The organism is Streptomyces sp. NPDC001292 (assembly GCF_042896465.1).
Classification (GTDB): domain Bacteria; phylum Actinomycetota; class Actinomycetes; order Streptomycetales; family Streptomycetaceae; genus Streptomyces.
Genome location: NZ_JBIAXG010000003.1, coordinates 193562 through 205724, shown reverse-complemented (window position 1 = coordinate 205724; position 12163 = coordinate 193562). Strand labels below are relative to the sequence as shown.

At 74.3% G+C, this 12163-nt stretch carries 12 protein-coding genes; 3 read left to right on the top strand and 9 right to left on the bottom strand.

The genetic code is table 11. The features are described 5' to 3' along the window. Positions 1-93 precede the first annotated feature (93 nt). From ACFY4A_RS05810 to infC, 5 genes are all read right to left on the bottom strand, one after another. On the bottom strand, positions 94-1272 hold the full coding sequence (locus ACFY4A_RS05810) for an ATP-binding protein (protein ID WP_390828139.1): 1179 nt from the start codon (positions 1270-1272) through the stop codon (positions 94-96). Between the two features lie 50 nt (positions 1273-1322). After that, entirely contained in the window at positions 1323-2186 is an 864-nt protein-coding gene (locus tag ACFY4A_RS05805; RefSeq protein WP_390828138.1) for a TrmH family RNA methyltransferase, read from the bottom strand. 163 nt (positions 2187-2349) lie between these two features. Further along, the gene (gene rplT, locus ACFY4A_RS05800; protein ID WP_014671645.1) at positions 2350-2733 is read right to left on the bottom strand and encodes a 50S ribosomal protein L20; all 384 of its coding nucleotides are present in this window, start codon (positions 2731-2733) and stop codon (positions 2350-2352) included. A 111-nt stretch (positions 2734-2844) separates the two neighbouring features. Next, on the bottom strand, positions 2845-3039 hold the full coding sequence (rpmI, locus tag ACFY4A_RS05795) for a 50S ribosomal protein L35 (RefSeq protein ID WP_007829094.1): 195 nt from the start codon (positions 3037-3039) through the stop codon (positions 2845-2847). Between the two features lie 108 nt (positions 3040-3147). After that, the gene (infC, locus tag ACFY4A_RS05790) at positions 3148-3777 is read right to left on the bottom strand and encodes a translation initiation factor IF-3 (RefSeq protein WP_390828269.1); all 630 of its coding nucleotides are present in this window, start codon (positions 3775-3777) and stop codon (positions 3148-3150) included. Between the two features lie 393 nt (positions 3778-4170). On the opposite strand from infC, the gene ACFY4A_RS05785 reads away from it, so the two are divergent. Next, positions 4171-4539: a DUF1844 domain-containing protein gene (locus ACFY4A_RS05785; protein WP_390828137.1), complete on the top strand. Its 369-nt coding sequence runs from the start codon at positions 4171-4173 to the stop codon at positions 4537-4539. A 48-nt stretch (positions 4540-4587) separates the two neighbouring features. Here ACFY4A_RS05785 and ACFY4A_RS05780 read toward each other — a convergent pair whose 3' ends face one another. Continuing rightward, entirely contained in the window at positions 4588-5340 is a 753-nt protein-coding gene (locus ACFY4A_RS05780) for an SseB family protein (RefSeq protein ID WP_390828136.1), read from the bottom strand. A 156-nt stretch (positions 5341-5496) separates the two neighbouring features. Here ACFY4A_RS05780 and ACFY4A_RS05775 point away from each other — a divergent pair, with 156 nt between their 5' ends. Continuing rightward, the gene (locus ACFY4A_RS05775; RefSeq protein ID WP_390828268.1) at positions 5497-6213 is read left to right on the top strand and encodes a serine hydrolase; all 717 of its coding nucleotides are present in this window, start codon (positions 5497-5499) and stop codon (positions 6211-6213) included. Positions 6214-6302: 89 nt separating this feature from the next. On the opposite strand, the gene mycP is transcribed toward ACFY4A_RS05775, so the two are convergent. Continuing rightward, positions 6303-7472 (bottom strand): type VII secretion-associated serine protease mycosin, encoded by a 1170-nt coding sequence (gene mycP, locus ACFY4A_RS05770; RefSeq protein WP_390828267.1) that lies wholly within the window; start codon positions 7470-7472, stop codon positions 6303-6305. A 38-nt stretch (positions 7473-7510) separates the two neighbouring features. After that, entirely contained in the window at positions 7511-8917 is a 1407-nt protein-coding gene (locus ACFY4A_RS05765; protein WP_390828135.1) for a hypothetical protein, read from the bottom strand. A 972-nt stretch (positions 8918-9889) separates the two neighbouring features. Here ACFY4A_RS05765 and ACFY4A_RS05760 point away from each other — a divergent pair. After that, the gene (locus ACFY4A_RS05760; RefSeq protein ID WP_390828134.1) at positions 9890-11092 is read left to right on the top strand and encodes an amino acid deaminase/aldolase; all 1203 of its coding nucleotides are present in this window, start codon (positions 9890-9892) and stop codon (positions 11090-11092) included. Between the two features lie 82 nt (positions 11093-11174). Here ACFY4A_RS05760 and ACFY4A_RS05755 read toward each other — a convergent pair whose 3' ends face one another. After that, on the bottom strand, positions 11175-12116 hold the full coding sequence (locus tag ACFY4A_RS05755; protein WP_390828266.1) for a DUF2510 domain-containing protein: 942 nt from the start codon (positions 12114-12116) through the stop codon (positions 11175-11177). Positions 12117-12163 lie beyond the last annotated feature (47 nt).

Genomic DNA, 12163 nt, shown 5'->3' with positions numbered 1-12163 from the left:
AGATCGTCACGGTTTTCGGGACACAAAGGTGCCAAAGGCCGAGTCTAACGGGGCCGGGGAAAGCGAATGCGCCCGTGGGTCCTCGGCGGGTGCTCAGAGCAGGTGTGCCGGGGTGCCCACGGGCAGGGAGAATCGGATCTCCGCGCCGCCCCCTCGGGCGCGGCCGACCGTGATGGTGCCGCCGTGGGCCTCGACGATGCCCTTGACGATGTAGAGCCCGAGCCCGGTGCCGCCGCGCTTGCTGCCCCGCCAGAAGCGAGTGAAGACACGGTTCATGGACTCCTCCGGAATGCCGGGCCCCTCGTCGCTCACCGTGACCGACGTGGCGGTGTTCCCCGCGTCGTCCCCTTCCCGTGGGGACGGCGCCGGTGTGACATCGATGGTGACGGATCCCTCACCGTGGCGCACGGCATTTTCCACGAGGTTGCTCAGCACCTGGTCGATCTTGTCGGGGTCGGCCCACAGCTCGGGCAGCGGCTGCTCGACGCGCACCAGGAACCGGTCGGCGGGCTGGCCCGCGGCGACGTACGCCTGGACGTGCCGTCCGACCGCGGCGCCCATGTCGATGGGCTGGCGGCGCACCTCCAGCCGGCCGGAGTCGATGCGGGATATGTCGAGCAGTTCGGCGATGAGCCGGGTGACGCGGTCGGCGTCGGCGTCGACGGTCTCCAGCATCAGCCGCTTCTGGTCGTCGGTGAACCGCTCCCACTTTGCGAGCAGGGTCGCCGTGAAGCCCTTGACGGAGGTCAGGGGCGAGCGCAGCTCGTGTGCGACGGTGGCGATCAGCTCGGCGTGGCTGCGCTCGGTGCGGCGGCGGGCCTCGGTGTCGCGGAGGGACACGACGACGCGGCGGACCGGGCCGGTGGGGTGGGCGCGGACGTACTTCGCGGAGACGAGGACCTCCCGGCCGCCGTGCAGCAGGAGGTTGCGTTCGGGCTGGCCCACCCGGATGGCCAGGCCGCCGTAGGGGTCGGTCAGCTGCCACCAGCGGCGCCCCTCCAGGTCCTCCAGCGGCAGGGCCTTCTCCAGGGGCTGTCCCAGGGCCTGATCGGCGGGTACGGCGCTGATCCGGGCGGCGGCGGCGTTGAAGCAGATGATCCGCCCGTGCTCGTCGGCGATCACCAGGCCGTCGGGCAGGTCGTCGGGGTCGATGCCGAGTTCGGCGGGATCGTCCGGCCGGGGCGCCCCGTACCCCTCGGCGTGTCCGCCCCTGCCCGCGGGTGGTCGTCGCGCGTCCCGCGCTCCGGGTGCGCGACCGGTGCCGACACTCATCCCCTCACCCCACCTCTCAGCCGGTGCAGCAGGCCCCCGGGCTGGTCACCCTACTGGTTGCGGGCGGCGGAGCGGCATCCTCCGGAGCCGCGCTGCGCACGGGCCGACGCGTACAGACATACGGCGGCGGCGGTCGCGAGGTTCAGGCTCTCGGCCTTTCCGTGGATGGGGACGCGTACGACGGCGTCGGCGAGGTCGCGGGTCTCCTCCGGCAGGCCCCACGCCTCGTTGCCGAACACCCAGGCGGTGGGGCCGCCCATGGTGCCGTGGTCGAGTTCGTCGTCCAGATCGTGCTCGCCCGCGCCGTCGGCGGCGAGGATGCGCACCCCGGCGTCCCTGAGCGCGGCGACCGCCCGCCCGACGGGTACGCCGACGGCCACGGGCAGGTGGAACAGGGAGCCGACGGAGGCCCGGACGGCCTTGGGGTTGTAGAGGTCGACGGAGGCGTCCGTGAGGACGACCGCTTCGGCTCCGGCGGCGTCGGCGCAGCGCAGGACGGTGCCGGCGTTGCCGGGGTCGCGGACGTGGGCGAGGACGGCGACGAGCTTCGGCCGGGCCGCGACGATGTCGTCGAAGGGGGTGTCGAGGAACCGGCAGACGCCGACGAGCCCCTGCGGGGTGACGGTGGTGGAGATGTCGGCGATGACGTCGTCGGCGGCGAGGTGGATCCTGGCCCCCGCGGCGCGGGCCTCCCCCACGATGTCGGCGTACCGTTCGGCGGCCTCGACCGTGGCGAACAGTTCGACGAGGGTGGGCGTGTCGCCGGCCCGGTGCGTCGCCGCCTCCCGCACGGCCTGCGGCCCCTCCGCGAGGAACAGCCGCTCCTTGCCCCGGAAGTTCCGCTTGGCCAGCCGCCGCGCTGCCGAGACGCGGGGCGAGCGGGGGGAGATCAGGTCAGGGGTGGCGGGGGGCATGGAGAGCTTCACCTTCGGTAGGAACGTTCCGCCGCGACGGCGATCAGCCGGCGGTCCCGGGCGGTGCCGGACGCGCCTCGGGCACCGCGCGGCGCACATACGACGGACCCGCAGGCAGAGCCCACGGGTCCGTATGGATCGCGCCGGCCCGGCCGGCGCAGCGTCACGCTGCCTTGGGCGCGTTGACGTCGCTCGGCAGGGCCTTCTGCGCGACCTCGACGAGTGCGGCGAACGCGCTGGCGTCGTTGACGGCCAGCTCGGCCAGGATCTTGCGGTCGACCTCGACGTTCGCGGCCTTCAGACCCTGGATGAAGCGGTTGTACGTGATGCCGTTGGCGCGGGCAGCGGCGTTGATGCGCTGGATCCACAACTGGCGGAAGTCACCCTTGCGCTTCTTGCGGTCGTTGTAGTTGTAGACCAGCGAGTGGGTGACCTGCTCCTTGGCCTTGCGGTACAGGCGCGAGCGCTGACCGCGGTAGCCGGAGGCCTGCTCGAGGATCGCCCGGCGCTTCTTGTGGGCGTTGACTGCCCGCTTGACGCGTGCCACTTGATTAACTCCTTGTAGCGGGGCCGTGGTTGTCCTCACACGGCCCGGAAACGATTGGGTCCCGGTCCTGGCGTACGGCGCGCGGAGATCGGACGATCACGCGCCGCCGCGTCACTTGCCGAGAAGCTTCTTGATCTTCTTGGCGTCGCCCGGGGCCATCTCGGCGTTGCCGGTGAGGCGACGCGTCAGACGGGACGACTTGTGCTCGAGCAGGTGGCGCTTGCCGGCGCGCTCACGGAGCACCTTGCCGGAGCCGGTGACCTTGAAGCGCTTGCTGGCACCGCTGTGCGACTTGTTCTTCGGCATAGCGCCGTTCTCTCCTCGTAGGTGGCGCTCCGATGCCCGGTCGCGAGAACCGGGCACGGTGGAGCGTCGCTCTTGTATCGGTTACATCCTGGGACGGGGGTCCCGGGATCACGCCTCGGCAGGCTCCTCGGACGGCGCCTCTTGCTGGGAGGCCGCCGCGCCACGACCCTGACGCTCGGCCTTGCGGGCCTCCTGCGCCTGGCGGGCCTCGGCCATCGCCTCGGTCTTCTTCTTGTGCGGACCGAGAACCATGATCATGTTGCGGCCGTCCTGCTTCGGGTTCGACTCCACGAAGCCGAGGTCCTGGACGTCCTCCGCGAGCCGCTGCAGCAGCCGGTAGCCCAGCTCGGGCCGGGACTGCTCGCGACCACGGAACATGATCGTGATCTTGACCTTGTCGCCCTGCTTGAGGAACCGGACGACGTGACCCTTCTTGGTGTCGTAGTCGTGCGGGTCGATCTTCGGCCGGAGCTTCATCTCCTTGATGACCGTGTGCGCCTGGTTCTTGCGCGCCTCACGGGCCTTCATGGCCGACTCGTACTTGAACTTCCCGTAGTCCATGAGCTTGCAGACGGGCGGACGGGCGTTCGCCGCGACCTCGACCAGGTCCAGGTCGTACTCCTGCGCAAGCTCCAGTGCCTTCGCGAGCGGCACGATGCCGACCTGCTCGCCACTGGGACCGACAAGTCGCACCTCGGGAACGCGAATCCGGTCGTTGATGCGGGGCTCGGCGCTGATGGATCCTCCTCGGTTAGCACCACGCGACGGTCTGGCGGACAGCCGCGTACTCTGTGTTCGACAGACCTAACCGCGCCGAAGCACGAAAAATGCCCCGGACGATCACAGGCGGGGCTCCTCGAACTACCGGAGCGACCGCCGCGGTGACCGCGGGGCGCACTTTCGGACGGATCGCCGCCGCTGGGGCGGATCCGTCTGACCGGTGACCCGCCGCCCCGGAGGGCGGTCAGGTGGGAGTTCGAAGCCTCCACTTGTGGGCCGGGCCCGTATGCCCTGGGCATACGCGTCCAGCCGGTCGTCACACAAGGTTAGCAGCATCGATGGGGAACGGCTAATTCAAGCTGTCCAGGGCTCACTGCGGGAGCGCCCCGTCCTGCACCTATCGTGTGGGGCATGAGTGAGACCTCCCCCTCCGGCCCCGCCGAGCAGCCCGACTTCGACGCCATGACCCGCGACATCGCGGAGGTCCCGGCGGTCGAGGTGATCGTCACGGTCGCCGTCAACCTGATGAGCGCCGCCGCCGTGAAGCTCGGTCTGACCGAGGAGGGCGACAAGTACAAGGACCTGGACGAGGCACGCAAGCTGGTGAGCGCGCTCGCCGGACTGCTGGACGCGAGCGCCACCGAGATCAGCTCCTTCCACGCGGCGCCGCTGCGCGACGGCCTGAAGTCGCTGCAGTTGGCCTTCCGCGAGGCCTCGGTCGTCCCGGACGAGCCGGGCCAGGGGCCGGGCGAGAAGTACACCGGGCCGATCTACGGCTGAGCCGCTCCCCGCCGATCCCGTCTCCTGACTCAGCCGATCACCGCTGCGTCACGCAGCCGATCCCCGCTCCTTCACGTACAAGGGCTCGCCCGGCGGCGTCGCCCCGGCCGGCAGCAGTGCCAGGTCGAGGCCGCGCACCAGGCGGGCCCTCAGTGTCTCGCTGGCGGCGAGCCGCTCGGCGACGGCACGGGCGGCCTCGGCCGGGGCGGTGGAGACGGACGGGTCGAGCACCAGCGCCAGGGTCCCGTCGGCCTGACCCCGCCCGAGGTGGGCGCGCAGCACGGCGGGCTCCGCGGCGACGGCCTCCCGCACGGCGGTGACGACGGCCGGGTCGGCCAGCGGGTCGGTCGTCGTACGGCCCTCGGCGAGGGCGAGCAGGGCGGGCCCGGTCAGCTCGAACGGCACCGGTCCGGCCACGTCCAGCACCACCGTGTCCGCCTTCTCGTGCGCGGCGGCCTCCAGGACCTGGTGCAGCCGTACGGCCACGGGCCGGGCGTCCGGGTCCCAGCGGGCCAGGGAGTCCGTGGAGGTGAAGGCGGGCAGGGCGGTGCGGTGACCGGCCTTCAGGGTGGGGACGGCCATCTCGCTGGTCTTCTCCCGGCGCAGCCCGTTCTCGTCCTCCTCCACCTCGCCGAGGACGGCCACCACGGGCACGAGCAGCCGTGCGCTCCCGAGCGCCTCCAGGACGGGCCCCACGACGGTGCGGTCCCCGGCCCAGGCGGTGAGCGCCGCGCTCAGCCCGGGGTCGACGGAGCCGTCGTCGTCGGAGAAGCCGGAGTCGGGAATGTTCTTCTTCGCCACGGTGCCGACCCTATCCGGGGCGGTGCCCGCTTCCTCAGGGTCCCCCGGCCCACGTCCGGTACGGCTCCCCCGGGACGTTCGGGCCCCGTATCGTCGGCGGCGGACGTGGTGCGGGCTGGGAGGCGGCGGGTGGACGGGGTCGCGAGCGGGGAGGCGGTGGAGACGGCGGGCGGAGGGCCGATGGCGGCGACCGGGGGTACGACCGTGGCGGTGGCGGTCCGCCACCTCGGCTCCGGGGCGAGCGCCGGGTACGGCGACGCGGTGTTCGACACGGCGAGCATCGTCAAGGTCGACATCCTGGCGGCCCTGCTGCTGCGGGCGCAGGACGCGGGGCGGCGGCTGACCGCACTGGAGAGGACGTGTGCCGCCGCGATGATCGAGAGCAGCGACAACGACGCGGCGTCGGCACTGTGGCGCGTCATCGGCGGCGCCGACGGCCTGGACGCGGCGAACGAGCGGTTCGGACTCACGGAGACGACCGGCGGCGACGGTCCGCTGTGGGGGCTGACCCGGACCACGGCAGCCGATCAGCTCGTCCTGCTCCGGCAGGTGTTCGGCGCCCCCTCGGAGCGCTCGGAGCTGAGCGAGGCCTCGCGGACGTACCTTCAGAGGCTGATGGGGCGGATCGCCCCGGGCCAGGACTGGGGGGTGTCGGCCGCCGCCGACGGCCCCGGGTGGGCCCTGAAGAACGGCTGGCTGCCGCGCGGCACGACCGGTCTGTGGGTCGTCAACAGCATCGGGCGGGTGACGGCCGGCGGCGACGACTACCTGGTGGCCGCCCTGTCCAGCGGCAACCCGACGAAGGAGCGGGGCATCGCGCTGGTGGAGGAGGCCGCCCGGGCGGCGGTGTCGGCGTGCGGCCGGAAGGCGTGATCGGGGGCTACGACCGGACGATCCGGGCTACGGCCGGAAGCCCCGGGCTACGCCGGGAAGACCCTGGTCCACGGCCGGAAGACCCTGGTCTACAGCGGGAAGTCGCCCCCGCCCTCGCGGCGGCCGCGCCACAGGACGACCGCCACGACCAGCATCACTCCCCCGGCACCGCCCGCGAGGGGACCCGCCCAGCCGGCGGCGGTGTCGGCCGCCTCGGCGGAGTCGGGGCCGGGGCCGAAGTACCGCTCGCCGTAGGACGCCGCGGTCAGACCGTCGGGCCTGAGGCGGCCCGCGGCCTTGATGGCGGCGGCGGGATCGACCATGCCGAAGCCGCGGGAGTCGTCGCGGCCGCCGACGGGGGCGTTGCGGGCCGTGTCCTCCAGGAGCTTCTTGATCTGGGCGGGGGTCAGGCCGGGGTGGGCGGCCTTGACGAGGGCGACGGCGCCGGAGACGAACGCGGAGGCAGCGCTCGTGCCCCAGCCCTCGTAGTACCGCTGGTCGGGGTCGGCGATGACGACGTCGACGCCGGGCGCGCTGACGGTCGCGTACCAGCGGCGGGTGGAGAAGGAGGCACGGGTGCCGTAGCGGTCCACGGCGGTCGCGGCGATCACGCCCGGATAGGCCGCCGGGTAGGAGATGTGGTCGCCCTTCTCGCCGCCGTTGCCGGCCGAGGCGACGACGACGGCGCCCTTGCTCAGCGCGTACTGGACGGCCTCGTCCTCGGCGGGCTCGGGGTGCGCGGAGTCCGAGTCGTCGCCGAGGGAGAGGTTGATGACGTCGGCGCCGTGGTCGGTGGCCCAGCGGATGCCGTCGGCGAGGGCGTCGCCGCGGGCGGTACGGGCCTTGCCGCGGGCGGAGTCGTCCTCCTCCAGGATCACCCGCACGGGCAGGATCCTGGCCTCGGGCGCGATGCCCATGACGCCGTCGGCGTTGCCGGGGCCGTGGCCGTGACCGGCGATGATGCCGGCCATGGCGGTGCCGTGGCGGGCCCAGGGGCGGTCGCCGCGCCGCGCGCCGAAGCCGATCATGTCCTTGCCGGGCAGGACGCTGCCGCGCAGATCGGGGTGGTCGTCGTCGACGCCGGTGTCGAGGACGGCGACGGTGATGCCCTTGCCCTGGGTGGTGCGCCAGGCCTCCTGGGTGTGCATGGCGTCGAGCGCCCACTGCTGGGCGCGGATGCCGTCGGCGTGCGCGGCGGCGGACGGCACGAGGGCGATGCAGGCGGCGAGGAGCAGGCTCGGGACGCCGACGGCGAGCATCCTGCGCGGCGTACGGTTCCCGGGCGTCACGGCGGCTGTCACGACGGCTTCTCCGTGGCGGACTTGACGGTTTGGCGCAGGCCCCGTTCGATGCGGTCGGCGAGGCCCTGCGCCTCGTTTCCGAGGCCTGTCTGGGCGGCGGGGGTGGTGGCCCCGGACTTCGTCGCGTCGGCGGCGGCCTGCGGGGTGCCGGCCGCGCGGCCGTCGGCCCAGCCGGACACGGCGTAGACGACCACCGGGGCCTCGGTCAGCACGGAGACGGTCCACGACGCGCGCTGCTCGTCGCCGAAGGCCGCGGCGACGGTGCCCTTGGCCGCGTACGGGCGCGGCACGAGGTCGGTGCGCCGGGCGAGCCCCTCGTTCTCGAAGAGGGCGGCGAGGGACGTCATGGCGGAGGCGTCGGCCTTGGTGAAGAGCAGGCCGACGGTGGTGACGTAGCTCTGGGTGGCGTCCGTGTAGGTCGCGCGCAGCAGGCGGGCGCAGCCGACGGGGGCGAGGACCTTGCGCAGCAGCGGGTCGAAGGCGCCCGCGCAGTCGCTGTCCGGGGCGACCGCGACGCGGGTCCAGGTGCGGTCGGCTCCGCCGGGGCCGGCACCGCGGCCGTCCACGGTGGGCGGGAAGAGCTGATCGACGGGGACGCTGTGCCACATGGCGCCGGCCGTGGCGAAGCCGCCCGCCGCACCGGGCTTCCCCGGCTCCCCGGTGAGCCAGCTGCCGGTCACGGCGCCGCCTATGAGCCCGAGCCCGAGCACCATGCTGACGGCCGCCACGGCGACCCGCGGCCGCACCAGCGCACCGCGCGCCCGCCGGTCGTACCCTTCCGGCTCCCCGAACCCCATGCCGAGCCCCGTCCCCGGCGCCGTGGCCGCGCTCCAGGACAGCGCCGGGTCAGGCGCCGCGGCAGCACTCGTCGCACGCGGTGGGGTCCCGGCGGAGGCGACGGGAGCAGCCGGGGAGGCGCCGGACGGCTGCTTCTGGCTCGTCCCCGCCGCCCCGACGAGCCTCGAGGCGTCGAAGGACGGACGCGGCGGGACGGCGGTCCACGCCGACTCGGTCGGCCGCTGGGGCCGGTCGGTGGGGCGGGGACGGTTCTGGGCCTCGCCCGGGCTGCCGGGGCTGCCGGGTCGTCCGGTCGGGCCCAGCGCGCTCGGGCGGCGAGCCGGGCCGACGGGACCGGTCGCGGCGTCGGCGCCGAGGGCGGGCTCGGCCCGGGCGTCCGGGGCGGTGGCGGGGCCCTTCGCTGCGTCCGACCTGGGGTCGCGCGTGGAGGGCGGGGTCGTCGGGTGGGGCGGGGCGCTCGGCGCCGGGGGGCTCTGGACGGGGGCGGGGCGCAGGCGCGCGGTCGTCTCCGACGCGGTCTCGGCCGGCGCGCCGCCACCGCGTGCCGCCGTTGAGGGGCTGTGCCCCGGACGCGGGGGTATGTTTCCGCGCTCGCTCCGGCCCACCTGTGCCGACTCACCGGGGAAGCGAGTTGCGTCCCTCCCGTCCCGGGACGCGGCACCCCCTGGCGCACCGTCGGCAGAACCCCGACCACCGGGAGCCGCACGCCCAGCCACCGCAGAACGCTCTGGAACCCCACCGTGGGTGTCGGCGGACGCCCCAGGCGCCGCAGCGGCTCCGGACGCCTCACGCCCGAAGTCCGGCCGCGCGCCGGAAAGGCGGCCCGAGGCCCGCGAGTGCCCGTCGCCGGACGCCGCGCGTCTCTCAGCCGACGGCGTGCCGAGCGGGAGGTCCCCCGCCCGGCCGGGGCCTGGTCGGCGCGGTGCCTCCTGGCCGACCGTCGGCGTAGTGTCCGGGAAGCCGGCCGTGGCGGGGGGCGGGGGCGGTGTCGTGGGGGGCGTGGTGCGGCGGGAAGGGGGACGGAAGTCCGGGAAGCGGGGGCGGGAAGCGGGGGTGGTCCGGGAGTCGTCGGTGGCGGAACCGGTACGAGGCGGCGGGAAGCCGGTGCCCGCCGAAGCGCCGCACGCCTCCGCGGCCGTACCGCCGTCGGGCACCGTCCGTGTCGTGCCCCCGTCCGCGCCGGGCACCGCCCCGGTGGGCAGGCCGTCGGTGGCGCGTGCCGTCGCGTCCGAGTCGCCGTCGCCCCCTGCGGGCCCGACGGGCCGTGGGGGGACGGGGGCGTGGCGCGCTTCCGTGCTCATGCACCCCCCGTTTCCTCGTGCCCGTGCCGTCTCGCCGGGCACGGCCGTCCTCGTCGCCCCGCCCGGCGGACTCGCCGTCACCGGACACGCATACCCGTACGAGCGAACCGCCATCCCGGCTCAACCCTGCGGCCGGAATCGCTCCTCGGCTCCGCCGTACGTGCGCGTCACTCTACGGGCTGGCCCGGGCCCGGCGGGAACCAGTCCACGAGCGCAGGGGGATCTGCCCGGAACATCCCCCTACCCTGCGGTAATCAGGTCTGGCAGGCTGCGTCCATGACTGCGCGCGCCGCCGACCGGGCCCGTTACGACCGGGCCACCGCCCAACTCGCCGCCCCTGTCGCGATCGTGGACCTGGACGCCTTCGACGCCAACGCGGACGACCTCGTCCGCAGGGCCGGCGGCAAGCCGATCCGGGTGGCAAGCAAGTCCGTGCGCTGCCGGGCCCTGCTCGAACGCGCCCTGGCGAAGGACGGCTTCGCGGGCATCATGGCGTTCACCCTCGCCGAGTCCCTGTGGCTGGCCCGCTCCGGCTTCGACGACGTGCTGCTCGCCTACCCGTCCGCCGACCGCGCCGCCTGCGCCGAACTCACCGCCGACCCCAAACTCGCCCGCGCCGTCACGGTGATGGTCGACGACCCGGCGCAGTTGGACCTGATCGACGCCGCACGCGAGGGCGGACGTGAAGTCGTCCGGGTCTGCCTGGAGTTGGACACGTCGCTGAAGCTGCTCGGCGGGCGCGTGCGGGTCGGCGCGCGCCGCTCCCCGCTGCACTCCCCCGCCCAGGTCGCCGACATGGCCCGTACGGTGGCCCGGCGACCGGGCTTCGCGCTCGTGGGGATCATGGCGTACGAGGGCCATGTCGCGGGCGTGGGCGACGCGGTCGCGGGACGGCCGCTGCGGTCGCGCGCGATCCGGCTGATGCAGGCCGCGGCACGCAGGGAACTCGCCGAGCGGCGTGCCGCCGTGGTGCGGACGGTACGGGCCGTGGCGCCGGACCTGGAGTTCGTCAACGGCGGCGGCACCGGCAGTGTGCAGCACACGGCGGCGGAGGACGCCGTCACCGAGGTCGCCGCGGGCTCCGGGCTGTACGTCCCACGGCTCTTCGACAACTACACGTCGTTCCGGGGCCGTCCGGCGGCGCTGTTCGCCCTGCCCGTCGTCCGGCGCCCGGGGGTCGGGGTCGTCACGGTCCTGGGCGGCGGCTACCCGGCCTCCGGCGCGGGCGGCGCGGACCGGCTCCCGGTGCCGTACCTGCCCAAGGGGTTGCGCTACGACTCCCAGGAGGGCGCGGGCGAGGTGCAGACCCCCCTGCTCGGCTCCCCCGCCGACGACCTGCTGATCGGCGACAAGGTGTGGTTCCGGCACGCCAAAGCGGGCGAGTTGTGCGAACGGTTCGACACGCTGCACCTCGTCGAGGGGGATCGCGTGACGGCGGCCGTGCCGACGTACCGGGGCGAGGGGCACACCTTCCTGTAGCCGCGGTCTCCTTCCTGCAGCGCCGGTCTCCTTCCTGCAGCCGCGGTCTCCTTCCTGCAGCCCCGGCCCCGCCGTCTCCGGCTCAGTTCGAAGGGCCGATGCTGCTGCCCACGCCGCCGCCGGTCGCAGCGTCGCCGATGGGCCGGATGCCCTTGGTGATCCTGTCCATGTCGGCCAGCGGCGGGCCGTCCGGGCCGGCGTCGAAGACGAAGCGGACGAGGACCGGCGCCTGGGTGCCGGTGCTGGACGTGAAGGCGAGCGACTCGACGTAGCCGCCGGGCCCCTTGGCGGTTCTGACCAGCCGGCGCACGAAGTAGCCGGCCCGGCCCGCGACCGCGACCTGTCCGGACGCGACGGTCCGCTGGGAGGTGATCCCGCCGTAGAGGCGCTGGCCGATCGCGTTCCGTTCGTACGCCTCGTCGGCCGCGTCCTGGATGTCCCGCCTGGCCAGGGTCTCTGAGGAGGTGCCCTCGGCCGCGGTCGCCGTGCGGGTGATGACCAGGCCGTGCCGGCACAGCCCCACCCCGGCGGGGCAGTCGTAGACGCCGTGGGTGGTCATGACGACGTCGTCCTGGGCGAGGTTCTCCGGTTTCTCCCAGCCCTCCGGCAGCGGCAGGGTGATGCCGTTGAGCTGGTCGACGGCGACGGATGGATCGTCGGCGGCGGAAGGGTCGTCGGCGGCGGAAGGGTCGTCGGCGGAGGCGGACGGGGACGGCGACCCAGTGGCGGGGGCGCTCGTGGGCGGGGCGGACCGTGCGCCGGTGGCCGTGTCCGCCGCGCCGCCGCCCCCGCCGTCGCGGCCCAGCAGGACCGCGCCCGTGACGACCGCGGCGACCAGGACGGCACCCGCGGTGGTGAGGGCCACGACCTTGGTCCGGGACGGGCTCGCGCCGGTGGGCGGTGACACGGACGGCTGCCCGGGCATCCCGGGGGCGCGCCGGTGCTCGGTCCAGGCCGTGCCGTCCCACCAGCGTTCCAGGTGGGGGGCGTTGGGGTCGCGGTACCAGCCGGGTGGGGGCGTCATGCTCACCCCGGCACTCTATGCACCCGCCCCGTCGGATTCGTCGGCCC

Coding starts and splice junctions, on each gene's coding strand:
- ACFY4A_RS05810 (WP_390828139.1), bottom strand. CDS start 1,272: ATGAGTGTCGGCACCGGTCGCGCACCCGGAGCGCGGGACGCGCGACGA.
- rpmI (WP_007829094.1), bottom strand. CDS start 3,039: ATGCCGAAGAACAAGTCGCACAGCGGTGCCAGCAAGCGCTTCAAGGTC.
- ACFY4A_RS05785 (WP_390828137.1), top strand. CDS start 4,171: ATGAGTGAGACCTCCCCCTCCGGCCCCGCCGAGCAGCCCGACTTCGAC.
- ACFY4A_RS05760 (WP_390828134.1), top strand. CDS start 9,890: ATGACTGCGCGCGCCGCCGACCGGGCCCGTTACGACCGGGCCACCGCC.
- mycP (WP_390828267.1), bottom strand. CDS start 7,472: ATGCTCGCCGTCGGCGTCCCGAGCCTGCTCCTCGCCGCCTGCATCGCC.
- ACFY4A_RS05805 (WP_390828138.1), bottom strand. CDS start 2,186: ATGCCCCCCGCCACCCCTGACCTGATCTCCCCCCGCTCGCCCCGCGTC.
- ACFY4A_RS05755 (WP_390828266.1), bottom strand. CDS start 12,116: ATGACGCCCCCACCCGGCTGGTACCGCGACCCCAACGCCCCCCACCTG.